Origin of the sequence: Pseudomonas libanensis (assembly GCF_001439685.1) — a bacterium.
GTDB lineage: Bacteria > Pseudomonadota > Gammaproteobacteria > Pseudomonadales > Pseudomonadaceae > Aquipseudomonas > Aquipseudomonas libanensis.
In genome coordinates, this window is record NZ_JYLH01000003.1 from 227,234 (window position 1) to 253,590 (window position 26,357).

18 protein-coding genes are annotated in these 26,357 nt (G+C 60.2%); 15 read left to right on the forward strand and 3 right to left on the reverse strand.

Translation table 11 applies throughout. The annotated features are described in order from the left end of the window. Positions 1-7 precede the first annotated feature (7 nt). The 5 genes from TU73_RS06400 to TU73_RS06420 all read left to right on the forward strand — a co-directional run bounded on the left by TU73_RS06400 (position 8) and on the right by TU73_RS06420 (position 5,010). Positions 8-1,150, forward strand: coding sequence for an FAD-dependent monooxygenase (locus tag TU73_RS06400; protein WP_057011487.1), 1,143 nt, complete (start codon positions 8-10; stop codon positions 1,148-1,150). A gap of 17 nt (positions 1,151-1,167) precedes the next feature. Continuing rightward, positions 1,168-1,395, forward strand: a complete 228-nt coding sequence (locus tag TU73_RS06405; RefSeq protein ID WP_003195684.1) for a recombinase-like helix-turn-helix domain-containing protein — start codon at positions 1,168-1,170, stop codon at positions 1,393-1,395. Between the two features lie 19 nt (positions 1,396-1,414). Then, on the forward strand, positions 1,415-2,449 hold the full coding sequence (locus TU73_RS06410) for an aromatic ring-hydroxylating oxygenase subunit alpha (protein WP_003195686.1): 1,035 nt from the start codon (positions 1,415-1,417) through the stop codon (positions 2,447-2,449). Further along, positions 2,446-3,405, forward strand: coding sequence for a PDR/VanB family oxidoreductase (locus tag TU73_RS06415; protein WP_057011488.1), 960 nt, complete (start codon positions 2,446-2,448; stop codon positions 3,403-3,405). The genes TU73_RS06410 and TU73_RS06415 overlap by 4 nt, the downstream gene beginning before the upstream one ends. Positions 3,406-3,783: 378 nt before the next feature. Continuing rightward, on the forward strand, positions 3,784-5,010 hold the full coding sequence (locus tag TU73_RS06420; RefSeq protein ID WP_057011489.1) for a hypothetical protein: 1,227 nt from the start codon (positions 3,784-3,786) through the stop codon (positions 5,008-5,010). Between the two features lie 164 nt (positions 5,011-5,174). On the opposite strand, the gene TU73_RS06425 is transcribed toward TU73_RS06420, so the two are convergent. After that, on the reverse strand, positions 5,175-5,567 hold the full coding sequence (locus tag TU73_RS06425) for a hypothetical protein (protein WP_057011490.1): 393 nt from the start codon (positions 5,565-5,567) through the stop codon (positions 5,175-5,177). After that, a complete protein-coding gene (locus TU73_RS06430) occupies positions 5,564-6,976 on the reverse strand; it encodes a PAAR domain-containing protein (protein ID WP_057011491.1) in 1,413 nt (470 codons plus the stop codon). The genes TU73_RS06425 and TU73_RS06430 overlap by 4 nt, the downstream gene beginning before the upstream one ends. A gap of 636 nt (positions 6,977-7,612) precedes the next feature. On the opposite strand from TU73_RS06430, the gene TU73_RS06435 reads away from it, so the two are divergent. From TU73_RS06435 to TU73_RS06465, 7 genes are all read left to right on the forward strand, one after another. Further along, positions 7,613-9,058, forward strand: a complete 1,446-nt coding sequence (locus TU73_RS06435) for an alanine/glycine:cation symporter family protein (protein WP_057011646.1) — start codon at positions 7,613-7,615, stop codon at positions 9,056-9,058. Between the two features lie 77 nt (positions 9,059-9,135). Then, positions 9,136-10,113 (forward strand): asparaginase, encoded by a 978-nt coding sequence (locus tag TU73_RS06440; RefSeq protein ID WP_057011492.1) that lies wholly within the window; start codon positions 9,136-9,138, stop codon positions 10,111-10,113. A gap of 50 nt (positions 10,114-10,163) precedes the next feature. Next, on the forward strand, positions 10,164-11,156 hold the full coding sequence (locus TU73_RS06445; RefSeq protein WP_057011493.1) for an AraC family transcriptional regulator: 993 nt from the start codon (positions 10,164-10,166) through the stop codon (positions 11,154-11,156). 132 nt (positions 11,157-11,288) lie between these two features. Beyond that, positions 11,289-12,323 carry a histone deacetylase family protein gene (locus TU73_RS06450; protein ID WP_057011494.1) on the forward strand — a complete coding sequence of 345 codons (1,035 nt, stop codon included), beginning with the start codon at positions 11,289-11,291 and terminating at the stop codon, positions 12,321-12,323. Continuing rightward, the gene (locus TU73_RS06455) at positions 12,320-13,411 is read left to right on the forward strand and encodes a polyamine ABC transporter substrate-binding protein (RefSeq protein ID WP_057011495.1); all 1,092 of its coding nucleotides are present in this window, start codon (positions 12,320-12,322) and stop codon (positions 13,409-13,411) included. The genes TU73_RS06450 and TU73_RS06455 overlap by 4 nt, the downstream gene beginning before the upstream one ends. 127 nt (positions 13,412-13,538) lie before the next feature. Next, complete coding sequence (locus TU73_RS06460; protein WP_057011496.1) at positions 13,539-18,134, forward strand: hypothetical protein; 4,596 nt, start codon at positions 13,539-13,541, stop codon at positions 18,132-18,134. A 156-nt stretch (positions 18,135-18,290) separates the two neighbouring features. Continuing rightward, entirely contained in the window at positions 18,291-22,901 is a 4,611-nt protein-coding gene (locus tag TU73_RS06465; protein WP_057011497.1) for a dermonecrotic toxin domain-containing protein, read from the forward strand. 6 nt (positions 22,902-22,907) lie between these two features. Here TU73_RS06465 and pdxR read toward each other — a convergent pair whose 3' ends face one another. Beyond that, complete coding sequence (pdxR, locus tag TU73_RS06470) at positions 22,908-24,446, reverse strand: MocR-like pyridoxine biosynthesis transcription factor PdxR (RefSeq protein WP_057011498.1); 1,539 nt, start codon at positions 24,444-24,446, stop codon at positions 22,908-22,910. An 87-nt stretch (positions 24,447-24,533) separates the two neighbouring features. Between pdxR and TU73_RS06475 the strand changes: the two genes are divergently transcribed. From TU73_RS06475 to TU73_RS06485, 3 genes are read left to right on the forward strand one after another with little or no spacing between them, the layout of a single operon-like run. Continuing rightward, positions 24,534-25,172 carry an FMN-binding negative transcriptional regulator gene (locus TU73_RS06475; RefSeq protein ID WP_057011499.1) on the forward strand — a complete coding sequence of 213 codons (639 nt, stop codon included), beginning with the start codon at positions 24,534-24,536 and terminating at the stop codon, positions 25,170-25,172. Next, positions 25,169-25,615 (forward strand): GNAT family N-acetyltransferase, encoded by a 447-nt coding sequence (locus tag TU73_RS06480; protein WP_057011500.1) that lies wholly within the window; start codon positions 25,169-25,171, stop codon positions 25,613-25,615. The genes TU73_RS06475 and TU73_RS06480 overlap by 4 nt, the downstream gene beginning before the upstream one ends. A gap of 10 nt (positions 25,616-25,625) precedes the next feature. Then, the gene (locus TU73_RS06485; protein WP_057011501.1) at positions 25,626-26,297 is read left to right on the forward strand and encodes a GNAT family N-acetyltransferase; all 672 of its coding nucleotides are present in this window, start codon (positions 25,626-25,628) and stop codon (positions 26,295-26,297) included. The last annotated feature ends 60 nt before the right edge of the window (positions 26,298-26,357 follow it).

Genomic DNA, 26,357 nt, shown 5'->3' on the forward strand with positions numbered 1-26,357 from the left:
GTCGCCCATGCCTTCCCTGAATATTGCTATCGCCGGTGCCGGTATCGGCGGCCTGACCGCCGCCATCGCCCTGCATCGCGCCGGTCACCAGGTCACCGTGTTCGAACAGTCCAAGGCTTTTTTGCGCGTCGGTGCCGATATCAACCTCACACCCAACGCGGTCCGTGCACTGGATGGCCTGGGCATTGGCCCTGCCGTACGCATCCCGGCCGCTCGCCCCACTCACCGCATCAGCCGCATGTGGGACACCGGCGAGGAGACTTCGCGCCTGGAAATGTCCGACGCCGCCGAACAGAAATACGGCGCGCCGCAATTGACCATCCACCGCGCCGACCTGCTCGCAGCCCTGGCCAAGGTGTTCCCACTGAACCAGGTGCAGTTCGCCAAGCGTGCCGAACGGGTAGAACAAGCTGATGACGGCATCACCTTGCACTTCAAGGATGGCAGCCAGCACCGCTGTGACGTATTGATCGGCGCCGACGGTATCCATTCGGTGGTGCGCAACGCGCTGTTTGGCGAAGAACACCCGCGTTTTACCGGTGTGGTGGCCTATCGCGCTGTGGTGCCGGCCGAGCACGTCGCGCATGTGCCAAACATCCAGGCGTTCACCAAATGGTGGGGGCCGAACCCGCAAAGCCAGATCGTCACTTTCCCGCTGAACCAGGGCAAAGACATCTTCATCTTCGCCACCACCGCCCAGGACAGCTGGCACGAAGAGTCGTGGACCAGCGCCGGCGATGCCGATGAGCTGCGTAGTCACTACCAGGCGTTCCATCCGGACGCCCGCGCCCTGCTTGATGCCTGCACCGATGTGCTCAAGACCGCGCTGTATGAGCGCGACCCGCTGCCGTTCTGGTCCAAGGGCGCGATCACCCTGCTGGGCGATGCCTGCCACCCGATGATGCCGTTCATGGCTCAGGGCGCGGGCCAGGCCATCGAAGATGCGGTGGTGCTTGCCCGCCACCTGCAAGACCTCGACAGCCAGGCTTCGGTCGCCGACGCGTTGCAGGCTTACCAGCAAGCGCGCCTGGAACGCACCAGCCAGATCCAGATCGGCTCGCGGGGCAACCAGTGGCTCAAGGACGGCGGTAACGCCGATTGGGTCTACGGCTACGACGCCTGGGGCGTCTCGACCACTCACGCAGCCTGAATACGGAGGTCAACACCATGAGTACTCACGAACCCTATCTGCAACCCCATCAGGCACGTAAACGGCCCAACACCCAGTTCGAAGAGTTGCTGGGCGACTCCATCGAGCGCGCCTTTGGCAGTGGCGTGACCGAACTGCCGGCCCTGCTCGCGCACTTGAACCTGGCCGGCCCGCCGTGCCCGCTGACCAGCGGCGAATGGACCGAAGATGCCTACAAAACCCTGATGGCCCGGCTGGGCGAATGACCCGGCAGAAGGAATAAAAATGAACATGCAACTGACCGTCGACCCTGTTGAACAGCATTTGGCCAATGGCCTCAAAGACCTCTGGTTCCCGGTATTGCCGTCGGACCTTTTGGGTGAGAAGCCGCTGTCGATACGCCGCCTGGGCTACAAGATCGCCCTGTGGCGCGACAACGATGGCAGCGTCCACGCGCTGGAAGACCATTGCCCCCATCGCGGCGCCCCGCTGTCCCAAGGGCCGGTGCTGGGCGATCGCCTGCAATGCCCGTATCACGGCGTTGAGGTGCGCTGCGACGGTACCGTCACCAAAGTCCCCGGCAGCCCCGGCTGCAAGCTTGAAGGCAGCCGGCCCACGCGTATGTTCCACACCCGCGAAGCCGCAGGTGCGATCTTTTTGTTCAACGCCACCGACCCGCACCTGGACGTTGCGCCGGAGCTGGTGCTGCCCGAACAATTGACCTCGCCCGAGTGGAGCAGCTTCGTCTGCTACACCGAGTGGAAAGGCGACTATCGCTACGTGATCGACAACGTCATGGACCCGATGCACGGCACCTACCTGCACAAGATGTCGCACTCGATGAGCGAAGGCGAAGCCACCGCCAAGTTCGTCACCCGCGACACCGACACCGGCTTTTTCTTCGAGAAGGAAGGCCAGCGCGGCGTGAACTTCGATTGGACCGAGTTCGTGGACAACGGCTGCCACTGGCTGCGCCTGGAAATCCCCTATCCGAAAACCGGTGGACCCGGCGGCAACTTCACCATCATCGGCAGTTACACCCCCAGCAGTCGTTCGCTGGCCGCAGCGTTCCACTGGCGCTGCCGCCCGCTGACCGGCTGGCAGCGCGACACCTGGCGGTTCCTGTACAAGAACCGTCTGGAAGCGCGGCATTGGGCGGTGCTGGAACAAGACCGGGTGCTACTGGAGTTCATGGAGCCGGATGCCAACCAACGTGAAAACCTCTACCAGCACGACTTGGGCGTGGTGCGGCTGCGGCGCTACCTGAAGAACGCCGCCAAAGCCCAGCTCGAACTGATCGACGCGAAGCAATTGCCATGAATAAAGCCGCGCTCCTCAACGCCCGCGTCCACACCCTGCGCTATGAAGCCGAAGGCATCATCAGCGTCGAGCTGCGGCCTTTGGGCGATACCGTGTTCCCGCCGTTCGACGCGGGTTCGCACATCGACCTGCACCTGGCCAACGGCCTGGTGCGCAGTTATTCGCTGCTCAATTCGCCCAGCGACCGTGGGCGGTATGTGGTCGGTATCCTGCGTGACCGCAACAGCCGTGGCGGTTCGGAATACGTGCACAGCCAGTTGCGGGTCGGCATGCCGTTGTCGATCTCGCCGCCGCGCAATAACTTCGAGCTGGACCTGAGCGCCAGCCACAGTGTGCTGGTGGCCGGCGGTATCGGTATCACGCCGATTTACTGCATGTTCCGCCAGTTGCTGGCGCTGGGAAAATCCGCCGAGTTGATCTACTGCGCCCGCTCACGCCAGGAAGCGGCGCTGGTGGAAGCCTTGAGTGGGCTCGATGCGCGAGTGACCTACCACTTCAACGACGAAAAAGGCGTGCCCCCCGATCTTGCCGCCTACCTCGCCGGCCAACCTGCGGATACGCACCTGTATTGCTGCGGCCCGACGCCGATGCTCGACGCCTTCGAAAGTACCTGTGAGCGCCTGGGTTATCCCCATGCCCACATCGAGCGCTTTGCCGCCGCCGAACTGCCCCCCAGCGAAGACGCCCAGAGCAGTTACCGTGTTGAATTGAAAAGGTCCGGCAAAACCCTGGCGGTGGAACCCGGCTTGAGTTTGCTGGATGTGCTGCTGGAGGCGGGCTGCGACATTGATCACAGCTGCCGCGAAGGCGTCTGTGGCTCCTGCGAGACGCGGGTGGTGGAAGGCGAAATCGACCACCGCGATGGGGTGCTGACCAAGTCCGAGCGGGCAGCGAACACGTCGATGATGGTGTGCGTTTCCGGCTGCAAGAGCCAACGGTTGGTGCTCGACCTCTAGCCCCCTACCCCTTGTAGGAGCGAGCAAGCTCGCTTCTACAAGATCATCCGCAAAATGCCCGTTTCATTGGCAGCGTGCAATAAATACGCACCTATCACGGGCAACTTTGTTACCGCACTTGCGGGTTGTTTCATGGGTTATACAACCAGCTTCGTTTTCCATATAAACAATTGTTTCTAATGATATTTTTATAAAACACAAACTAACAAGCCGCCTGGCACACTTCCTGCTCTACTCCTGCGCATTCACTGATTAAACGGCGTTTCGCCGATAAAACAATAAGAACCAACACTTAAACTCGGTAAGACCCGCTCCCTCCTTAGTTGCCTTTAAAGGCAAGCGGACGAGTGTTGCCGATCACCCGGTAGAGAGGTCTCTATGAAGCGCGTCTTGTGTGCAGGATTGATGTTTGCCAGTTTCAGCAGTTTCGCCGCAGAACCCATTCCTTCCGAACCGGTGCGGGCCAACGCCGCCAACAAACCTTTCCCGCATATTTCCTGGCGCAGCGATAGCGGCGACAGCAGCTTGGACATCGGCGGTGCACTGCGCACCAACTATCGCGACGAACATTGGGACACCACCGAAAACAACGGTCGGTTTCTGTTCGATACGTTCCGCCTGGATGTGCAGGCCACCTACAAGAACCTTTACAGCGATATCGGCTACTGGTTCCAGGACGACGGCAAGCGCGCGATCGATCGCGGCTTCGTGGGATACCGGCTCAATGCCAACTCCAACCTGCAACTGGGAGCGCCGTTCAAACCCTTCGGCCTGGAGCCTTATCCGCAATTTGGCTGGAGCTACCACTTGCCGTTTTTCATGGGCTACGCGGTGAGTGCCGGCACCGGCCTCAAATACAGCTACAAGGATCAGGACTGGGACGTACAGCTCGGATTTTTCCCGCGCATGCTGCCCAGCGATTTGCGTTACTCGCCGGAAGTGGGGCGTTACGCCGACTTGAATGACAACGCGATTGCCTTCACCCAGTCGCGCCAGGACAACGAGAAGCGCAACCAATTCAACGCCCGCGTGGCGCGCACCTTCAACAACGAGGGCTGGAAGACCGAAGTCGGCGCCTCGCTCGCCACCGCTCAGCTCTACAACGCCACCACCAAAGACAACGGCGACTACTGGGCCGCCGGCGTGCACGCCATCATCAGCAAGGGCCTGTGGACGGTCACCACCCAAGCCATCCGCTACGAATACGACCCCGAAAACCCGACCGGCGTGAGCAACGACTCGGTGCTGATGGGCGGCAACGGCCTGACACCTGCGTACCTGATCGCCTCCAAGGCCAGCCTGGCTTCGCTCAACGTCGGCTACGACATCCACACGCCCCGGCTGGGGCAGTTGAAGAAGATCAAGCTGTACAGCGATTACAGCCGGATGATGAAAGACAAAAGCGCCTGGGACGACTCGCAGATGTTCACCGTGGGCGCCCAGTTCCTGGCGATGCCGGTGATGGCCTGGGTCGACCTCACCTGGGCGCGCAATGCCAACCCTTACGGCGGTGCAGAGAATGGCAGCGGTTTTACCAGCACCAATTCGGTGGGTAGCAACGATTGGTATTACCGCACGAACGTCAACATCGGTTACTACTTCTGACGTAGACCTCCTTGTGGGAGCGGGCTTGCTCGCGAAGGCGGTGGGTCAGTCAACATATGCAGTGGCTGGTATGGCGCATTCGCGAGCAAGCCCGCTCCCACAGGGGGGTGTGCGCTGGCAGTTGGCTTTTGCTGATGTCGGGCCTCGGGGGAGGCCCGTTTTGGTTACCTGAACTCCAGCGCAATGGCTACAACAGCCATCCAAATCAGGGCGGTAGAGATCATCGTCGTAACGATTGTGAGAAGACGTTTTAGATAGGGTGGGAAGTTTTCAAAGTCCACCGGATCCAACTTGCCATGCTGGATATGCAACTTTGGCATCAGGATCATTCCAGCTATTTGTGACATTTCCAAAAGAGACCAAATCAAACCTCGTTTCCCGAGACTGTCTCCCCAAAGGTAGATATAACGGCTGTTTTTCAAAGCTTCCTTTATGGCGTCCAAATGACGGCGGGTGAGATACAGACTGAATGCAAGGCCAGCAAAGCAAAGCAGAAGCGGGCCACCGGCAACCATCCAGAAAGCCAGCCAGGACTTCCAAAACTCTTCCGTCGTCATGGCAAAGATTTCTCATACAAAATTTCTCCGCCCATTTCGCCACCTTTGCCACCGATAGTCGTACCCGCCCAAGCGCCTGTCCCAACCAGAGCCGCTACACAGATAACGCCCCCAATACCTGTCGTAACACCCAGCCCCAGGCAGATCGTACTACCAGCAACACCACCGACCCACCCGCCAGCAGCACCGCCGCCAACCGAGCCAGCGAACTTTCCAGTCTCTGTAAACTTGATCTTTTCGCAAGCCGCTCCGGAATCGTTATTGCAAACCTGTTGTATTGCCAATGAAGCGGATACGCCGCCAAGGGCAATTCCGATGTAACCACCTGCCTTCATGTATCTGGCCGCGCGGCTGGTGGCTTCCACATGCGCCGAATAACCCGGAATCTGCCCAGGCCCACCCGCTTTGTCCCAGTGATGTACCAAGCTGCGACTGGATATACCTAGGGCCGTTTTCAACTTGGGGTGATCGCCCAAGGTGGTTTGGCCACGTAAGCGCGTGGAGTTAAGCAGGTGGGCATCCAGATGGTTCATAAGACGCTGTCGATCCGCGAAGAACTGGGGCGATTTAAGGTGACCGTGCTGACGATAATTTTGTTGATGCAGGCGCTCGATGGCTTGGAGGGTGTCGCGCAGGTTGTTCAGGTGCGTTTCCATCACCACAGCGCTGACACCGAGCCAGGTTGAGGTATGGCCGATAACGCCAGCGATCTCGGCACCGTGGCGATACAGAAAGTCGGCCTCGTCCGGCGTCAGCGAGTCTAGAGATGCGCTGACTTGTTGTGCGGCCTGCATAAGCTGCGCTTCCTGATAAGTGCAGGAGGTGTTGTTCGGATCGCTGAGCACGATCATCGAGCCGGCTTTGACGTGGCTCGTATTCGGATTAAGTGCTTGAAACTTGCGCATTACCGCCGGGTCGAGCGTCGGAAAAAGTGTGGCTTCCAGCGCCTCGCGGGTCATGCTCTGGGGCACGATATAGAAGCCTGGCTCTTGGCCATTCACGCCGTTGGATACAGTTGGAACTGTACGACCCGACGGCGCGAAACCAGACTGACGCGGCGCTACAGGGCTGCCATTCGCGGATGATGTGCTCGGTTGAGCGACTCGCGAGCTAATTGGCGGCTCTGAATTTTCATTTTCATAGGTGGCTGAGTACACCGAAGGAATAAGCCGAGCTCGACAGGGGCAACTGCTGAAGCTGTCCAGCGTGCCGGCCACACGTTTCCCATGACTTTCAATATGAGAAATGCCGCCTACGATCTGGTAAGTCCCTTCATGTTTTCCACAGGTAACCAGGTCGCCTTCGCGAGCATGGAGAACGCCATATATATTAACTCTAGGATCGCCCTCGATAATTTTCCCACCGCAGGTTGTATTATCACCTAGACCAACAAAGTACCCTTCACTCATTGTTTTGCCCTTTATCCATATGGTGTTTGGCCATACTTTTCTTCTCGTCTCGATAAGAAAACTGATGCATGAAGCATTTCAATCGAGGTAATCGAGTAAGCAAAAGTCAGCGGCAAGCCAAACTTTGGAGAGGGGTTTACTTAGGGTAAAGTCGGACGATTCCGTGAGTTTCGTCGTATAAGTCCGATGAGACTGCGGCGTCCGATGCCGTGCACCGGGCGCGTATTACTCGTTGCCACTACGTTTCCAGGCACGGTCGTCAAATGGCTGTTGTGGCGAGAGAGCAAGCTTGCGCTGGGACGCGAAGCGGCCCCGGAAAATGGGACTGCTGCGCAGTCCAGCGGGAGCAAGCTCCCTCGCCACAGGTAAGCTATTTATCGTCTCCAGCGCGCCTTTTCCTATTGACCGTTCCTCGGTCAATCGCGCCCCTTGCAGACGGCTGGCGCGCAGCTAGGTATAGTGCCGCCCCTCTTCGCGTCTGCGGCCGTCGGTAACGAGGCCCGGGTACACCGCGAAAGCGCATGAATAACAACACCCGCAAAAGGATGGGGATCGAGCGTCGTGCACTGCCTGGTGCCGAGCGATGCGTCGGACCGTCCTGCGTTTGCCATCAGAAAAATCAGCGAGGAACACTCCATGCTCGAAGTCATCAACGACTTCCTCTCAGGGAAAGTACTGATCGTGCTCATTGTCGGGCTCGGCGGTTATTTCACGATCCGCTCGCGTTTCGTTCAATTGCGTCACTTTTTCCACATGTTCTCGGTGTTTAAAGACAGCCTCAAGAGCAGTGCCGGCCAACTCAGCTCGTTCCAGGCGCTGATGCTCAGCCTGGCGGGCCGCGTGGGGGCCGGTAACATCGCAGGCGTCGGCATTGCCGTAACCCTGGGTGGCCCGGGTGCGGTGTTCTGGATGTGGGTCACCGCGCTGGTGGGCATGTCTTCGAGCTTTATCGAGTGCTCCCTCGGCCAGTTGTACAAGCGCACCGACGCTGAAGGCACCTACCGTGGCGGCCCGGCGTATTACATCCAGCACGGTCTGCACAAGCGCTGGCTGGGGATGGTCATGGCGTTCCTGTTGCTGGTGACCTTCGGTTTTGCGTTCAACGGCCTGCAAGCCCACGCAGTGACCCACTCGCTGAACAACGCCTTCGGCCTCGACACCACCTACACCGGCCTCGCGCTGGCGGTGTTGCTGGGCCTGGTGTTCATCGGCGGGATCAAGCGTATCGCCTCGATTGCCGACCTGTTGGTACCGGTCAAGACCCTGGTGTACATCGCCGTGACCCTGTACGTGATCGTGCTGCAATTCGACCATGTACCGGCCATGCTCGCGACCATCGTCAAGAGCGCGTTCGGCCTCGACCAAGCCTTCGGTGGCCTGGTGGGCAGCGCGATCATCATGGGTGTGAAACGCGGCGTGTTCGCCAACGAAGCAGGCTTGGGCAGTGCGCCTAACGTGGCGGCGGTGGCGTCGGTAGAACACCCGATCGCCCAGGGCGTGGTGCAAGCGTTCAGCGTGTTCCTCGACACCTTCGTGATCTGCACCTGCACTGCGTTGCTGATCCTGCTGTCCGGCTTCTACACCCCAGGCTTTGAAGGCGACGGCATTGCCCTGACCCAGAACTCCCTGGCGGCGGTAGTGGGCGACTGGGGCCGCATGTTCATCTCGGTGGCCCTGGCGTTGTTCGTGTTCACCTCGATCATGTACAACTACTACCTGGGCGAGAGCAACCTACGCTTTCTGGTCGGCGACAACCGCAAGGTGCTGATGGGCTATCGCGCCTTGGTGCTGGTGCTGATTTTCTGGGGTTCCATCGAGAACCTGAGCACGGTGTTCGCCTTTGCCGACATCACCATGACCATGCTCGCGTTCGTCAACCTGTTCGCCCTGGCGTTCCTGTTCAAGATTGCCATGCGCATCCTCAACGACTACGACAACCAGCGCGCGGCGGGTATCAAGACCCCGGTGTTCGACTCCAGCCAGTTCCCCGACCTGGACCTGGACCGCAAGGCGTGGCCGGCCAATCCGGTAAAACCGGAAGCGGCGCCGGCGGCAGAACTGAGCGCTCAAGCGCAACGTTAATCACCGCTAGATGACACGCCGCCCGGCCTTGGGCATGCTCTGGGCCCGGCGGCGTTTTTCGTTCAGGAGATTCTTCAATGCATTCAGCCAACAACGTGATGGTGCTCTATACCGGCGGCACCATCGGCATGCAGGCCAGCGCCAATGGCCTGGCACCCGCATCTGGTTTTGAAGCGCGCATGCGCGAACAGCTGGCCGACCAACCGCTGCCCGCTTGGCGCTTTCGGGAAATGTCACCTCTGATCGACAGCGCCAATATGACGCCTGCCTATTGGCAGCGCCTGCGTGCCGCAGTGGTAGAGGCTGTGGATGACGGCTGCGACGCCGTACTGATCCTGCACGGCACCGACACCCTGGCCTACAGCGCAGCGGCCATGAGTTTCCAATTGCTGGGCTTGCCCGCACCGGTAGTGTTTACCGGCTCGATGCTGCCGGCGGGTGTACCGGATAGCGATGCCTGGGAGAACGTCAGCGGTGCATTGACGGCCTTGGGCGAAGGCCTGAAGCCGGGTGTGCACCTATACTTCCACGGCGCGCTGATGGCGCCGACCCGCTGCGCGAAGATTCGCAGTTTTGGGCGCAATCCGTTCGCCGCACTGCAACGTAACGGTGGTGTAGCCCTGGCAGACAAACTTCCCGCCGCCCTGGATTACTGCAACGACAAGGCCCCGGCCAACATCGGCGTCCTGCCGCTGGTTCCTGGCATCACTGCCGCGCAACTGGATGCACTGATCGACAGCGGCATCCAGGCGCTGGTGCTCGAGTGCTTCGGTAGCGGCACCGGCCCAAGTGACAACCCAGCCTTCCTGGCCAGTCTCCAGCGTGCGCAGGACCAGGATGTGGTGGTGGTCGCGATCACCCAATGCCATGAAGGCGGCGTGGAACTGGATGTCTACGAAGCCGGCAGTCGCCTGCGCGGCGTGGGTGTACTGTCCGGCGGCGGCATGACCCGAGAAGCGGCCTTCGGCAAGCTCAACGCCTTGCTTGGCGCCGGGCTGCACTGCGCCGAAGTCCGCCGCTTGGTGGAACTGGACCTGTGCGGCGAGCTGAGCTGACCGGCATGTAACTTGCTCTACTTCCAGCCACCCCCTGGCTGGAAGTTCCCATGCTGCATTCCCACCTCACCACCCTCAATGCCGTGTCCCTGGTGCTGCGTACCTTCGAGGCCGAAGGCTTGCCCCATGAAGCGCTGCTGGCCGGCAGCGGCATCCGCGCTGCGGACTTGAGTCGTGCCGACACGCGCATCGCCACGCACCAGGAAATGCAAGTGTGTGCCAATGCCGTGGCCCGTCAGCGCGATATCGGCCTGATCGTTGGGCGGCGTATGCATGTTTCTTCGTACGGCATACTGGGCTATGCCCTGCTCACCAGTGCCACTTTCGGTGACGCTTTGCGCCTGGCCCTGCGTTATCCGGCGCTGTTGGGAACACTCTTCGAACTGAGCCTGGAAGAGGACGGCGAGCGTATCTGGTTCACGGCCGGCGATTACCGCGAAAACCCGGCACTGACTGCCTTCAATGTCGAGCTGTGCCTGGGATCACTGAAGGTCATTTGCGACGACCTGCTCGGCCATCCACTGCCGTTGCTGGGCGCTCGGTTCGAGCACGATGCGCCGGATTATCAGGCGCGCTACAACGAGTGCTTCGACTGCCCGCTACAGTTTCAGGCTGTCACCAATGCATTCGCCTTTGATAAACGCTGGCTCGCCCAACCTTTGCCCCTGGCCGACGCGGTCACCCACCAGGCCATGGTCGAACGTTGCCGCAAACAGAACACCGAATTCACCGGGCGCGAGGCCTGGCTGGGGCGAATCCGCCAGCTGCTGGCTGCACAATTGCACGCCGCACCTGGGCTCGATGGCCTGGCCCAGCAGATGAACTGTTCTGCGCGCACCCTGCGCCGGCACTTGCACAACCTGGGATGCAGCTATCAGGAACTGCTCGATGAGCTGCGTTTCGAACGCGCCAAACAGTTGTTGGCTAACGACCTGTGGCCGATCCACCGGATTGCCGAGACGCTGGGGTTCAGTGAAACGGCGAGTTTCAGGCATGCGTTCGTGCGCTGGAGCGGCGTAACGCCGAGCCAATTTCGTGCATGACGCGCCAATGAGGGGCGAATTGCGGACACACACTTTGGCCATATTGATCCCCTTTTGGCCGCTCCTGTCGTTCTCATAAACCGCGCCCGCCGCAAGACTGCACTCACGAATACAGCCTGCGGAGAACAACAAATGCTGACGATCTACTCGGACGATCATCATCTGCACCATGGCCGCTGTGAACTGATGGACGGGCAACTGATGCCCTGCTTCGAAATGCCCTCGCGTGCCGACCACGTGCTGCAACGGGCCAAGGACCGCGAACTGGGCCCGGTGCAGGCCCCGCAGGATTTCGGCCTGGTGCCGTTGCAACGTATCCACAGCCGCGACTACCTCGACTTCTTCAAAGGCGCCTGGCAGCGCTGGACCGAATACGGCCAGGACGGCGACCTGTTGCCCTACACCTGGCCGGCGCGCACGTTGCGCCGCGTGTTACCCACCAGCCTGCACGGCCAGTTGGGCTATTACAGTTTCGACGGTGGTGCGCCGATTACCGCCGGCACTTGGCAAGCGGCCTACAGCGCGGCGCAAGTTGCCCTCACGGCCCAGGCCGCTATCACCCAGGGCGCCCACAGCGCCTTCGCCCTATGCCGCCCACCGGGGCATCACGCCGCCAGCGATTTGATGGGTGGTTATTGCTACCTCAATAACGCGGCCATCGCGGCCCAGGCGTTCCTTGATCAGGGCTGTAAAAAGGTCGCTATCCTCGATGTGGATTACCATCACGGCAACGGCACGCAGTCGATTTTCTATGCGCGCAGCGACGTGCTGTTCACCTCGATCCACGGCCATCCGGAGGCAGAGTTTCCGTTCTTCCTCGGTTATGCCGATGAGCACGGCGAAGGCGAAGGCGCCGGTTTCAATTTCAACTATCCGTTGCCGGCCGGGTCCGGCTGGCAGGCCTGGAGCGCCGCGCTGGAACAGGCCTGCGCCGAAATCGAGCGTTACGCCGCCGACATCATCGTGGTGTCCCTGGGCGTGGACACCTTCAAGGACGACCCCATTTCGCAGTTCAAGCTCGACAGCCCGGACTACCTGGCCATGGGCGCACGCATTGCCCGCCTGGGCAAGCCCACGCTGTTCGTGATGGAAGGCGGTTACGCGGTGGAAGAAATCGGCATCAATGCCGTCAACGTACTGGAAGGTTTCGAGGAAGCAGCCCAATGAACATGCTCAAGTCGCTCGCCCTGTGCGCCGTGGTTGTCAGCGGCGCAGCCCAGGCCGAAGAAAAAACCCTCAAGGTCCTCAACTGGTTCGACTACATCACGCCCAAGGCGCTGGAAGACTTCAAGGCCCAGCACCCGTCGATCAAGCTGGTGTACGACATCTTCGACACCAACGAAGCCCTGGAAGCCAAATTGCTCACCGGCAACTCCGGCTATGACGTGGTCGTACCGTCCAACGTGTTCCTGGCCAAGCAGATCGAAGCCGGCGTGTTCCAGCCCCTGGACCGCCGCCAATTGCCCAACTGGAACCACCTCGATCCCAAGCTGATGAAGCTGATCGAGGCCAACGACCCCGGCAATCAGTACGCCGTGCCCTACATGTACGGCACCATCCTGATCGGCTTCAACCCGGCCAAGGTCAAGGCGGCCCTGGGCGACAACGCGCCAGTGGACAGCTGGGACCTGATCTTCAAGGAGGAAAACCTCAGCAAGCTCAAGCAATGCGGCGTCGCCCTGCTTGATTCGCCCTCGGAGATCCTGCCCCTGGCCTTGCAGCACCTGGGCCTGGACCCCAACAGCAGCAACCCCAAGGACTACATAAAGGCCGAAGCGCTGTTGATGAAGATCCGCCCGTACATCACTTACTTTCACTCCTCCAAATACATGGCCGATATCGCCAACGGCGATATCTGCGTGGCGGTGGGCTATTCCGGCAGTTTTTCCCAGGCCGCCAACCGCGCCAAGGAGGCCAGGAATGGCGTGACCGTGGATATGCGCCTGCCCAAGGAAGGCGCGCCGATCTGGTTCGACATGCTCGCCATACCCAAGGGCGCGAGCAACCCGGGCGACGCCTACACCTTTATCAATTACCTGCTGCAACCCAACGTGATCGCGCCGATCAGCGACTTTGTCGGTTACCCCAACCCCAACAAGGACGCCAGCGGGTTGGTCGACCCGGCCATTCGCAACAACCCCAACCTGTACCCGACCGATGCGGCCATGGCCACGCTCTACACCCTCAAGCCCCTGGACAGCAAAGCCGAACGCGCCAGGACGCGGGCCTGGACCAAGATTAAATCCGGGAGGTAACGCCCTGTAAATTTTACAGCAGGCCTACGTAAGCACCGCTTCCCGGTCTGGCCGCGCCCTAGCATGGAAATGCCAAGCCCGTACCTCGGGCTTTTTCCATCTACCGGCCAGACAGGGAAGCCCCGCCATGACCTCACCCGCGTCAAACAGTACCCACACGAACGCCAAGCGCCTGGATGAACGCGCAGCGCTGTTCACTCAACTCTACGTCGGTCCCTCCTTCAGGGAGACCGCGTCCCACCTGCTGCGCCAGTCGCTGCGCGAGCAATACCCGGCGCTGGAAATCGACCCCGACATCGCCATGGTCGGTACGCCCACCTGGCAATTGATCGGCGATGAAATCGTCGCCGGGCCCACGCACTATCAGGCTCTTAGCGAAATCCTGGCCATACAGGCGGTCGTGGCAGAACCCGCCTTGTACATCGAGGGCGAGCACTTTCTCACCCAGCAACCGATCGTCGAACCGGCCCTGCACCTGCCCGTGCGCATATGTGAACTGGCCAAGACCCTCAATTTGCTGGCGCCTGTCATGCTGCGGGCATTCCAGCAACAGTTGGTCGCCTACTGGAACCAGACCAACGGCAACGGCCCTCATTGGCATGAGTTGTCGAGCAAGTTGCGGGCGGTCTGGAACGTCGAAACCGCCGATGACTGGAGCGCCACCGAGTGCGCCATGGCGCGCACCCTGTTCGCCCATCCCGATAAGGCCGACCGCAAGGGCAAAGACCCTTACAGCCTCAAGGCGTGCCTGATCGAAATCGGCCGCGTCGACCCAGAGCAAGTGGTCCACCATAATGAAGTGGTGATCGCGGTACTGCGCGGTGAACATGAAGGGCGAACGTCAATCCTCATGCATTCGCTGCTCAAGGGGTATGAAAAATTCCCCTCGCTGGAGCAACTGGGTCATTCACTGCCTGCGCATGTGCCCGCCGCTAGCTCGAAGCAGGAAATCCAGTGGCGCCTGTACGAACCCGATGGCGATTTCTTTGATCAGCAGGCCTGCGCAATAGTGTCCGTGTTGGTGGAGGCCGTGGGCGATATCGACTTTTCAGACCTGCGAAAAACCCGTAATACTGATGTTGCCCTGGGCACACCGCCGGCCGTGGTCCCCCTTGCCACAGATAAAAGCCCGGACTTGATGTGGTATCAGAACCGGTTGCCCGACTGGTTGATGAATGCCTCGAACGCCGACCAGAACTTCTTTGCCCGCCATCTCAAGGACCTCGCCGCGCTGCACAACCAGAACGCTGGCCGCTCCTACCTGGACGACATCCCTGCCATCGAAGCGTATGCCTTGAAGATGACCAAGGCGCAAATGCTCAAGGAGCATCCTGACAGCGCCAACGTGCCCTTGGATAAAATCCGGCTGGAAGTGAGGAGTTCGGTCATCTGGGGCGCCTTCGTTGTACCGGGTCAGTTTGATACCAGCACCTTCAGCGTGGCTGAACTGGCCCTGCAAAACCTCATTGCCCTGCCGACCGGCAACCGCTCTCTCAAGACTCAAAACGGCTTCAACCTGCCTGAGTGGCTGGACGCAGACTATTTTGTATCAATGGTCACCGCCGCCGATATCGGCAGCACCTATCCCGCGTTGATCAAAGAAAAACTGCTGGACGATCCACAGGAATCCTCGCGCCGCCAAACCCTCTACAGCCAGCACCTGCGTATCCAACTACCGATGCAGGCGTTGCAAGCCAAGATCAATCGGCAAGAAGGTATCGACGAACGTGGCTACCGCTACGTAGCCGCCGTGTTGCAGGACGAGACCACAGACCGTCGGGTGGACGGGCAAACCATTGTGCTCCGGCGATTGGCCTTCCGGCCCCTGAGGCGCACGGATGCGTCCCTGGACGAGGTCGCCAACATGTATGTGATCGGCCCTGATGACTGGGCAGCCGGCCCATGCCTGCTGTATCGACCGCTGTTCACCCCGTCGCTGATGCAGTTCCCCTCACCGGCCAATTTGCTCTATACAATCTCGCAGTCGAGCAGCCTGCGCGAGTCGGTGCTGGCCTGGCTGCCGGACGCAGTGCGCAATGACTACGCCAATTATGTATTTCCCGGCGCGCTGCCCTCGCCTTGGCAGGTCGCCGATTACCTAGTGGAGCCCGATAAGCTGTGGACCATGAGCGGGCCAATGGCGTTGGGTGAGCAAATACTCAGCGGAGATCGCTTGGCGACGCTGTTCGAAGCCAACGCCAACGCCCTGATCGAACTGGCTGACAGGCAATCGGTCTCCAACGCCGAAAGCCGCTGGGCGACCTTCAAGCACGCCGGCTGGCTGATATTCAACCTTGTATTGCCCTTTGTCGGGCGTAGCGCGGGTACGGCAGCCTGGATCTGGCAGGTGGTCGATCAACTGCAAAATTTTGTCGAGGCGCAGGAGCACGGTGATAAACAGGCCGAGTGGTCAGCACTCACGGACGTCCTGCTCAACCTGGGCATGGCGATTACCTTGCACGTCGCCAGCCGCAGCCACCGCCCCGGTTACCCACGCAAGGCCCGTCCCACATTGGCGAAGGTAACGCCCGCCAAAGAGGTCACGGTCAAACAACTGCTGCCGCTGGGCGAAGCGTTGCCGACCAAGCATTCACCCCACTTGCACATCAGTGGCGCCATCAAGCGCGCCCCTGGGGAACTCGGCGTCCTGCTCGACAGCTTCAAGGTCAGTAAACCCAAAGATCTGGGCGCCGCTGAAACCGCGCAAGGCCAGTACCAGCACCTTTACCATCAGGCTCAGAAATACTACGCCCCCGTAGGAGACCGCTGGTTCGAAGTCAGCGCCGATGAAGATGAAACAGTGATCATCATCGACCCCAAAACACCTGAACGCACAGGCCCGGCATTGATTCACAACGCCCAGGGCCAATGGTTCATCGACACCCGCCTGCGCCTGCGCGGCGGCGGCCCCAAGCGCCAGCAGCAAAGATCAAAATCCGAAGCGGAAATCAAGGTAGCGCAGGCCCAACGACGCCTGTCGCAGTTCGAGAACGACAAAGCCGCGGCGCAATTGGAAGTGCAACAGGCGCGGATGGCGATGGACGACCCCACGGCCAGCACATCAGCCGAGACCCGTCGACAGACCTACCTGCAAAAGCTCCAGGCCCAGAGAAATAACTACGAAACGGCGCTGCAACAACTCAAGATTCTGAATATATTCGCCCCGACCGCGAACTATCGGGAGCAAGCCGTGCGCTATGTAGGCGCCCAGTTGGACCTGACCGAAACCAGGATACGCGAGACCCAAGTCACCTTCACGCCCAAGCTCAAAACCGTGCTGGAACAGATTGAACACCAGATCAGCCATCCGCAAGACCGGAACATCGACGATGCCCAGGCCATGACGACAATGAGCCAGGACATGATCGAGCACCTCAATTACGTCGAATCGCGCTTCACCCAACTCAGGGCCATGGGCGAAACCGGCTTCAAGGTCATCCGCGAACACCGCAAGAGCTTGCCGGTCTATACCGCCCGCCATCTTCGAGCCCTGCAGGTGACGATAGCGCGCAACCTGTGCGTAGACAGCGCCACCACTACGCAGGATGCCTGGAATGCCATTGACCATATTGTCGACAACGCCGACCTGTCCATCCAGACCTTGCACGAGACCCTGCTGGAGCGTAGCGAGTCGCGCCTGGATGAACGTATCGAGACCCTCGGCAGCCTGGTGGAACAGTTCAATATCCTCGATGAACGCCTGCAGGATTTTCCCCAGGAGTTTACCGACGTCGCGCTCACCTCTCCCCTGGCGCGCCTGCGTGAAAAGATCCGCGGTTTCTACAACGAAACCGTTGGTCACCTGGAGCTTTTGCACAATGATCGCGAAACCCTGAGAGGCCGGCCGACACCTGCGCCTACGCCGCCCAAACCCCAAAAAAAGGTGATTAATACGCGCTACAACGGCGTTCTGATTGGTGAGCCTCGCCTGTCAGCGACGGGCAATGAAACCGGGTTGGTCGATATCCGATCGCCGCTCAACCAACAGGTCATGGCGACATTCCATGAAAAAACCGCCGGCGTCTGGGTGCAGCACGTGAGCCCCGTCGAAGCACCGCCGGCCACCGCCGTCGACATCGCTACCTGCGTCAACCAGGCCCAGGATCTGCTGGACGGGTTGGAGAGCTTCAAGCAACGTGCCGACGAACAAGCCGCCAAACCCGAACGCAGTGCCATCGGGATCGAGTTGCTGTATCACCTGCACGCGCAGAAACTGGAACAAGCCTCCGCCAACATCGAGCAGGCCCTGACCGCAGGCAATATTACGGACAGTCGCCAAGCCTCGGCAGCCGTCGTCAACAAACAGCTCAGCGACGCGGCGCAAGGGCTTTACAGCGAGGCGCGGCGCTATAAATCGCTTTTGATCAAAAAACACCCACCCACCGTGCAGGGGCTGGAATGGTTGCTGCAAAATGATGAGATCGTCATCAAGAAAACCGTGAAGCGGCGCCGACTCAAAAGCCCTGAAAGCGATTATCTGGACGAGTACACCATCAGTAATCGCAACGACCATAGCGTGCTGTGGTATGCGCACTTTCATTATTCAACCGATTGGGTGCGCGCCAAGTCGTTCCTGCGGGCGCGCCTGAAGACGCCACAAGAGCAGGCCAGGGGCGCGCAAGCTGACACTCTCAACGGCCTGAGCGAGAAGCAGAAAACCGCGGTCTATCTCAGCGAGATCAACCTGGAGCAGGCGCGGCGTTTGTTTTTCAACGTGAAGTAACTCACCGACCTGTGGCGAGGGAGCTTGACCCCTCGCCACAATCACAGCGCGTTTCACCGCTGTGTCTCGACGTATCTACCGCCCTCGCCGCAGCGGCGCTCGCTACCTTGCCATTCCTGAAGCCCGCCCGGGCCATCGAATGCGCAGGAGCTGCACATGCCCAATGACATCGCTAATAACCACCGCCCACCGACGGCCTATGAACTGCTCACCCAGCTGACCACAGGCCCCACGACTCGCGAAGTCGCCGCCACCACACTGCGCGCGGCACTCAAAGAGCTGTACCCGACGCTGCATATCGACCCCGACCTGGCCAAGGTGGTCAGCCCCCAATGGGAGGTGGTCGGCAGCGCCGTCGAGCCTGCGCCGGCCATCGTCGAATCGCTCACCTCGGTACTGGCCCGTCAGGCACTGTCCAATGACAGAGTCACGTACATCGACGGCCTGCACTTCCTCACGCTGCAACCGTACGCTGAAGTACCGGTACACATAGCGGTGAAAATCGATGCCGTCGCCCGGCTGATCAATGACTTGTCGGGCCTGCTGTTCACGGCCTTCCAGCAACAGCAGTTGGACTACTGGAACGCATCCAACGGCGCCACGGGCCCGCGCTGGCAGGCCTTTTCCAACTCGTTGAGGAAGGTATGGAACATCACCGAAGAGCAAGGCCTGAACGAACACGAATGTGCCATGGCCCGCACGGTTTTCCAGGAGCCCGACCGAGCGAAGCGTTCGCTGAAAGACCCGTACAAGAGCCATGCCTACCTGGTCGACGTGGATATCCTCAAGAACGGCGAGTCCAACCACATCAGCTTCCTGGACATGACTGTGTTGGTGGGCGAACACGAGAATCGCCAGATGATCCTCACTTACTCACTGGTAAGCGGGTATGAGAGCTTCACATCATTGGCCGCTTTCGGCGCCTCGCTGCCTGCCCGGATGAGCGCGCCAGAGCAGGACACTAGCTTGCAATGGCGCCTGTATGAACCTGATGGCAACTTCTTCGACGCGTTGGCCTGCACCTTGATCGCCGTGCAAATCCAGATAATCGGCCAGCTCGGCGGAGCCGATGTGCAGGAACAGCCACGCGCCCCTGGCGCGGTGCGCATCGTGCCCAGCATTGAAGAAATGAGCGATCATCGACTGTCCAATATTCGCGACATCCACCAACAACTTCCCGAATGGCTGGCCTCGGCATCCGACTCCGACACCGCCGCCTACAGCCGCTACCTGATCGACCTGGCCCACCTGCACACCCATTACCACGGCGAGACATTTCAGGACGGTGTTCCCGCCATCCGTGACTATGCAAGGAGCCAGTTGCAAAGCCGCATCCGCGCGCCTGAAAAGGAAGCCCGCCTTAACCTGGACAAAATCGAGATCGTGATCGAGAGCCCGGTGCTGTGGGGCACCTTTGTCATCCCGGGCGCCGTGGACATCACCCGTCGCAGCCTGATCGACCTGGCCCTGGAAAACCTCACCGGCCTGCCCACCGGCAACACAACGGTGCACTACAACGGCAAGGACAATGGCGTACCCGCCTGGCTGACCTATCGCTATCTGAAAGACGTGATCGAAGACATCGATATCGGCCAATACTACCCAGCCCTGGTCAAACAGAAACTACTCGATGACCCGCTGCAATCGAGCCACCGACAGCAGCTCTACACCAGTCACCTGCAGGTGCAATTGCCGCTGCTGGCGCTGCAGATGAAAATCCGCAAGCAGGGCGGCATCGATGAGCTTGGTTACCGCTACGTCGCCGCCGTGATGCACGCCGATGAACATGAGCGTCAGGTAGACGGGCAGCCCATCGTGATCCGCAACCTGGCCTTCGTGCCCACCTTGCACCCGGGCCATGAGCAAGATGTTGTCGCCAACATGTTCGTGATCGGCCCCAGACAGTCCGGCACTGGTCCCTGCGTGCTGTATCGGCCCCTGCTTGAACCGGCCCTGATGCAGTTTGCATCGCGGCAAAACCTGCTGTACGCCATCAAACATGAACGTTCCTTGCGCGAATCGGTATTGGCCTGGCTGCCGGAAGCGCAAAGGTTCAACTACGCCCAGTACGTTTTCCCCGATACGGTGCCCTCGCCCTGGACCGTGGTGCGCGCGCTGGTCGAACCGCTGACCGTGCTGTACATGAGCGGCCCGATAACGCTGACCGATGAAGTCGTGGGCAATGACAACCTGGCGACGCTGTTCAAGGCCAACGCCAATGCCCTGATCGAGTTGGCGACACGCCAATCGGTATCCAACGTGCAAAAGCGCTGGGCGACCTTGCGGCATGCTGGCTGGCAGATATTCAATATCGCCCTGCCCTTCATGGGCCGCACCCTAGGAATCGCCGCCTGGATCTGGCAAATCATGGATGACTTGCAGGCTGCCGAGGAGGCCGTGGACAAGGGCGACCAGCCCTCTACCTGGACAGCCTTGGTGGATGTACTCCTTAATCTGGGTATGGCCCTGACCCTGCACATCGCCCTGCGCCACCCTCGACCACGGGAGCCATTCAAGGCCCCCGGGCTCAAGACTGAAGCAGAGCCCGCGACCATCGAAACGTCCGGTGAGCCGTCAATTGCCAAGAAAAAATACACCGGCGTGCAACAAACCAGTTTTCCCGACAACCAACTTCCCGCCAGGCATCAAGGCGCCGTGCACACCCAGGGGGCCTTGAGTCATAGCCCCCTTGGCCTGGCCACGGCACTGGACAGTTTCAGCGTCGCCAAACCCAAGGCCCTTGGCGAGCAAAACAAAACCCCCGGTCGCCACCTCAATCTCTATCCCTTGGCAGACAAGTGGTACGCACCAGTGGGCAAGCGTTGGTTCGAGGTGATGGTCGATGACAACGACAGTGTCATCGTCATCGATCCCGATAGCCCCTTGCGTACCGGCCCACCGCTGATAGGTAACCTGGCGGGCCAATGGTTTGTCGATGTTCGTTTACGACTGCGCGGCGGAGGTCTTCGCAACCGACGGCGAGCGGTGAAGGTCGATCAGCCTGAGCGCATCAGGCAGCTCAAGACCAAGCTCAATGCCTTTGACGCAGTTGCCGCCCATAAACAACTGGACGTGCTTGAATCAAAGCCTCCGCTGGACGCAACGCCCGGCCCGTCTACCGACCTGCTGCGTACGGAGTTCGTTGGTAAAGTCGACAGCCGACTGGCGGAGTACGACGAAGTGATCGGCCAGCTCAAGTCCTTGAGCATCATCGACACCGTGGCCACCTACCAGAGCAATATGACGAGTTACCTGAAACAACAGGTGCAACTGACGCAGATTGCCTTGGAGCAACAACTGGTGAGCTACAAGGAAGCCTTGCAGTCATCGTTTCCAACCCTCGACGCCGAGGTAGACATTGATTATAAAAATCAAAAGCAAAGCGCACAGGCCCTGTCCACCCTGAATCAGGAGATCATCAAGCGCCTGGAGTTTATTAACGACCGCTTCAACGATCTCAAAGAGCTGGGTGACGAGGGCGCCAAGCTCATTCGCAAAACCATAGCGGAGTTGCCGCAGTTCACGCTCATCGAACTCAAATCGCTTGAGATCAGTTTGAGCCGCTACTTGTGTATCGATGAATCGCAACGCCAGATCCCAGACACGCTGCGTGAGCAGATGGGCCAGATCGTCGACACTGCCGAACTCAACGTCGGAAGTTTCAGCGAAATTGTCGAACGCGGTAACGGCGCGTCACCGGACGAACGGATTGACGTGCTGAACAGCCTGGTTGAGCAATTCTCCAGCGCCGATCAACGCCTGCTGGACCTGCATGCCGATTACCCGCAGCACTTGCTCAAACCCCGCCTGGAGATTTTTCGCCAGCATATCGGCGAGTTCAGCCAGCGGGCCATCCGTGACCTGGCCTACCTGCTGCGCGAGAAAAAAGCCCTGGAGCCCAAGCCAGGCAGCTCAAAGGCAGAACCGCCGCCACGGCGCAAAGTGATCAAGACACGTCACCACGGCTTGGTGATGGGTGAGCCTCGTGAAACCGACGGTACCTTGGTCGACGTCAAGGCAGCCCTGACCGGCAAGGTAATCGCTACGTTCCACGAGAAGGCACCCGGCGTCTGGGTCAAACGCCAGAAAAACCCGTCACATCCACCCGCAGCTGTTGCCGTGGACCTGGACGCCAGCATCAACGCCGGGCAAACGCTATTGGACGGTGAACAGACTGAAATCGGCAAAAACAAGGGTTTCTCCAGGAAACCCTGGCATGCGCCGCAGGATATTAAAGACAGGTTCGATGATTACGCCAGGCAACTTGAGAAGGCATCAAACAGCATCGAGCAAGCCCTGACCCAACGCAACCTGACGGAAAGTGATCATGCTTCCGCCGCTTCGGTCAACCGCAAGCTCAACGATGCGGCACAACGTTTCTATCGGCTAGGTGAAAAAACCTATATCGAGATGGTCAAGCATCAAGCACCCACTGCCGAGCGTGTTGAATGGCTGCACAGCCAAGGGCTGATCAGCATCGTCAAGGTCGTTAGCCGACGCGCGCTCAAAGGGCCCAACAAAGACTACCTGGACGAATACGAGATTCGCGATAAAGAGAGCGGTGCGGTGCTGTGGTACGCGCACTTTCACTATGACGCCAAAGGTGCGGAGCTGGAGGACTTTAGCGCCGACCACCTCAAGACCCGCGAACAACAACGGCTCGGAGGTGCTCGCCAACGCATCGGGCCGAGCGACTGGGACATCATTGACATTCACCGCCGCAGGATCGGCAAGCCACTGGCCAAGTCGCTGTTCTTCAAAACCTGAATGTCTTTACGGCAACCACGCCTGACGCAAACGTGCCAGCGCCTGCGCGATGTCGGCTTCGGGTACAGCGGCAAACCCCATCACCAGGCCGGCACGCTGGTCCGTAGATGGGCCGGTGCCTGCCAGCCAATAGCTGCTCAGGCCGTTGATTTCGACCCCTGCAGAGTGGGCCTGGGCGAGCAACACCTGTTCACGGGCCAGGCTGTCCACGCGCACCGTCATGTGTAGCCCGGCCGCGACGCCAGGCAAGGCCCCGACGCCGGGCAATCCGTCGGGCCAACCGGCCAACAAGGCATTGCGTCGGCTCAACGCGGCGCGGCGCATGCGGCGAATGTGGCGCTGGAAATGCCCCGCCGCCATGAATTCGGCCATCACCGCCTGGGTGCTGACTTCGGAATGACGCACGTCCACGGCGCGGCGTCGGGTGAAGGCTTGCACCAGGCCCGGTGGCAACACCAGGTAACCCAGACGCAACGCCGGGAACGCCACCTTGCCGAAGGTGCCGACGTACAGCACGCGGCCATTGCGGTCCAGCGCGGCCAACGGTGACAGCGGCGCGCCGCTGTAGCGGTACTCGCCGTCGTAATCGTCCTCTACGATCCAGCCGCCTGAACGCTCGGCCCAAGCCAGCAATTCCAGGCGTCGTGCCAGGCTCATCACCACGCCCAGCGGGTACTGATGGGAAGGCGTGACATACGCCACGCGGCAGCCATTGAGGGTATTGAGCACCTGGCAATCCATGCCCTCGCCGTCGACCGGTACGCCATGCAGTCGCCCGCCCGCCAAAGCGAATGCATGGCCGGCCGCGCGGTAGCCGGGGTTTTCCACCGCCACGCCGTCCCCAGGCTCCACCAGCAACTGTGCACAAAGGCTGATCGCCTGCTGTGCGCCACTGGTGATCACAATTTGTTCAGCCGTGCATTGCATGCCGCGTGAGCTGCGCAGGTATGCGGCGATCAAACCGCGCAGGCGGCCGTCGCCTGCCGGGTCGCCATAGCAGAGCTGTTCCAAGTCTGGTTTGCGCCAGAACGCCCCATTCAGCTTGGCCCATACCTCAAACGGGAACAGATCAAAGGCCGGTACACCCACCCGGAAGGCCCGGGGTGGCCCCGACGGCGGCTGAGGCAGGTAATGGTCTTTTACCCGCGCTAACCCTGTACTGTGGATAACTTCATCGTTCAAATCTTCAGACAAATCCACCCATTTTGTGGATAACCCTGGGGATAAGCCTGTTGACAACCCTGTGGATACATTTGTGGATAGTTTTTTTGTCATCGGCAATTGAGCAACGTAGGTGCCATCACCCACGCGACTTTCGATAAATCCCTCCGCATACAGCTGGTCGTAGGCACGTACCACGCTGTTGCGGGAAATCGACAATGCCGCCGCCAGATCGCGGGTAGCGGGCAACCGCGTACCACTGACCAACCGCCCGTCCAGCACCCGTTGGCGCAAGGCCTCATAGAGCTGGCGCGTCAGGCCCTGGCGGCGGTCCAGCTCGATACCGGCTGGGTTGAAGGACAACGGCGGCGAAACAGGCGGCATATTGGACCTATGAAAATAGCACTAGATGGCTCTTACAACGAACCAATAGCCTGCCTAGGATGCAGGCATTCGCCAAGGAAAATCTCCATGTACACACCCCGCGCCTTTGTTCTCGATGACTTGCCCCAAATCCAGCAACTGATCCAGCACACCCGTCTGGCGCAGTTGGTAACCGTGGGTGAAAACGGCCTGCAAGCCAGCCACTTGCCCTTGCTGCTCAACCCCGATGAAGGGCCCAACGGCACGCTGTACGGTCACTTGGCCAAAGCCAACCCGCAATGGCGCGAGCTGCAAAATGGCGGTGAAGCGCTGGTGATCTTCGCCGGTGCCGACGCCTATATCAGCCCGGCGTTTTACCCCGCCAAGGCCGAGCACGGCAAAGTGGTGCCTACCTGGAACTACATCGCCGTGCACGCCTATGGCACGCCCGCGGTATTCAGCGACGCCGAGCGCTTGCTCAAGGTGGTCACCGCCCTCACCGACCGCCATGAAAGCGGCCGCGCCCAACCCTGGCGTGTCAGCGACGCACCGGCGGACTACATTGACGGCATGCTCAAGGCCATCGTCGGCTTTGCCCTGCCGATCGACCGTGTGATCGGCCAACGCAAGCTCAGCCAGAATCGCAGCGCAGCCGACATGGCCGGTGTGCGTGGAGGCCTGGCCGCCAGTGCCGATGTACGCGACCAGACCCTCGCCCGCTTTATTCCCCAAGGAGTTGCAGAATGAGCCCGATCGACATTCGCAAGGTTACAGCGGCCGACCACGCCGCCTGGCTACCGCTGTGGCAGGCCTATTTGAAGTTCTACAACACCGAACTGCCGGACGCCGTCAGCCAGAGCACCTGGCGACGTCTGATCGATGCCGGCGAGCCGACCCATTCGGCGCTGGCCTGGCAGGATGGCAAGGCGGTGGGCATGGTCAACTTCATCTACCATCGCTCCAACTGGAGCATCGAGAATTCCTGCTACCTGCAGGACCTGCTGGTGGATCCGGCCCAACGCGGCACCGGTGTCGGCCGCAAACTGATCGAATTCGTCTACGCCACCGCCAAGGCCGATGGCTGCTGCAAGGTGCACTGGTTGACCCACGAGACCAACGCCACCGCGATCCAACTCTACGAACGCATCGCCGAACGCCCAGGGTTCATCCAATTTCGCAAAGGTCTTTAAGGAGCGCAGCATGTCCACTTCCCTCGCCGATTGGAAAGGCGCTCCGGCGCCTTGCGCGCAACTGCTCGAAGGGCGCTTTATCCGCCTGGAAAAACTCGACCCGGCGCGCCACGCCGATCAACTGTGGCAGGCCCTCGAAGGCCCCGGTGCCGATCCGAAGCTGTGGGACTATTTGCCCTACGGCCCCTTTTCCGAGCGCAGCGCCTTCGATGCCTGGCTGAACAACCACGCAGCCAATAGCGACCCGTATTTTTTCAGCGTGATCGACCGCACAACCGGCCAGGTCCAGGGCATCCTCAGCCTGATGTCCATCGTCCCGGCGCAAGGCCGTATCGAAATCGGCCACGTCACCTTCGGCGCACCGATGCAGCGCTCACCGAAAAGTACCGAAGCGGTGTACCTGCTGGCCAAGTACGCGTTCGAGCAGGGCTACCGTCGGCTGGAGTGGAAGTGCAACAACGGCAACGCGCGGTCCAAGTACGCAGCGGAGCGGTTGGGGTTCAGTTTTGAAGGGGTGTTCCGCCAGCACATGGTGGTCAAGGGACAGAACCGCGATACGGCGTGGTATTCGATTCTGGATTCGGAATGGCCGAAGGTGGGTGAAGGGTTTGAGGCTTGGTTGTCGGAGGCGAACCAGAGTGGTTCGGGCCAATTGAAGACACTCACAGAGTGTCGGGATTGATGCTCACATTTGTGGGAGCTGGCTTGCCTGCGATACAGACACCTCGGTGTATCAGGCAAA

What these genes read in the sequence shown, in the direction of transcription:
- TU73_RS06430 (WP_057011491.1), bottom strand. Translation starts at nt 6,976, where the DNA reads ATGAGTGAAGGGTACTTTGTTGGTCTAGGTGATAATACAACCTGCGGT.
- TU73_RS06465 (WP_057011497.1), top strand. Translation starts at nt 18,291, where the DNA reads ATGCCCAATGACATCGCTAATAACCACCGCCCACCGACGGCCTATGAA.
- TU73_RS06440 (WP_057011492.1), top strand. Translation starts at nt 9,136, where the DNA reads ATGCATTCAGCCAACAACGTGATGGTGCTCTATACCGGCGGCACCATC.
- TU73_RS06415 (WP_057011488.1), top strand. Translation starts at nt 2,446, where the DNA reads ATGAATAAAGCCGCGCTCCTCAACGCCCGCGTCCACACCCTGCGCTAT.
- TU73_RS06485 (WP_057011501.1), top strand. Translation starts at nt 25,626, where the DNA reads ATGTCCACTTCCCTCGCCGATTGGAAAGGCGCTCCGGCGCCTTGCGCG.
- TU73_RS06445 (WP_057011493.1), top strand. Translation starts at nt 10,164, where the DNA reads ATGCTGCATTCCCACCTCACCACCCTCAATGCCGTGTCCCTGGTGCTG.
- TU73_RS06410 (WP_003195686.1), top strand. Translation starts at nt 1,415, where the DNA reads ATGAACATGCAACTGACCGTCGACCCTGTTGAACAGCATTTGGCCAAT.
- TU73_RS06400 (WP_057011487.1), top strand. Translation starts at nt 8, where the DNA reads ATGCCTTCCCTGAATATTGCTATCGCCGGTGCCGGTATCGGCGGCCTG.
- TU73_RS06480 (WP_057011500.1), top strand. Translation starts at nt 25,169, where the DNA reads ATGAGCCCGATCGACATTCGCAAGGTTACAGCGGCCGACCACGCCGCC.
- TU73_RS06425 (WP_057011490.1), bottom strand. Translation starts at nt 5,567, where the DNA reads ATGACGACGGAAGAGTTTTGGAAGTCCTGGCTGGCTTTCTGGATGGTT.
- TU73_RS06450 (WP_057011494.1), top strand. Translation starts at nt 11,289, where the DNA reads ATGCTGACGATCTACTCGGACGATCATCATCTGCACCATGGCCGCTGT.
- TU73_RS06455 (WP_057011495.1), top strand. Translation starts at nt 12,320, where the DNA reads ATGAACATGCTCAAGTCGCTCGCCCTGTGCGCCGTGGTTGTCAGCGGC.
- TU73_RS06435 (WP_057011646.1), top strand. Translation starts at nt 7,613, where the DNA reads ATGCTCGAAGTCATCAACGACTTCCTCTCAGGGAAAGTACTGATCGTG.
- TU73_RS06405 (WP_003195684.1), top strand. Translation starts at nt 1,168, where the DNA reads ATGAGTACTCACGAACCCTATCTGCAACCCCATCAGGCACGTAAACGG.
- TU73_RS06420 (WP_057011489.1), top strand. Translation starts at nt 3,784, where the DNA reads ATGAAGCGCGTCTTGTGTGCAGGATTGATGTTTGCCAGTTTCAGCAGT.
- TU73_RS06460 (WP_057011496.1), top strand. Translation starts at nt 13,539, where the DNA reads ATGACCTCACCCGCGTCAAACAGTACCCACACGAACGCCAAGCGCCTG.
- pdxR (WP_057011498.1), bottom strand. Translation starts at nt 24,446, where the DNA reads ATGCCGCCTGTTTCGCCGCCGTTGTCCTTCAACCCAGCCGGTATCGAG.
- TU73_RS06475 (WP_057011499.1), top strand. Translation starts at nt 24,534, where the DNA reads ATGTACACACCCCGCGCCTTTGTTCTCGATGACTTGCCCCAAATCCAG.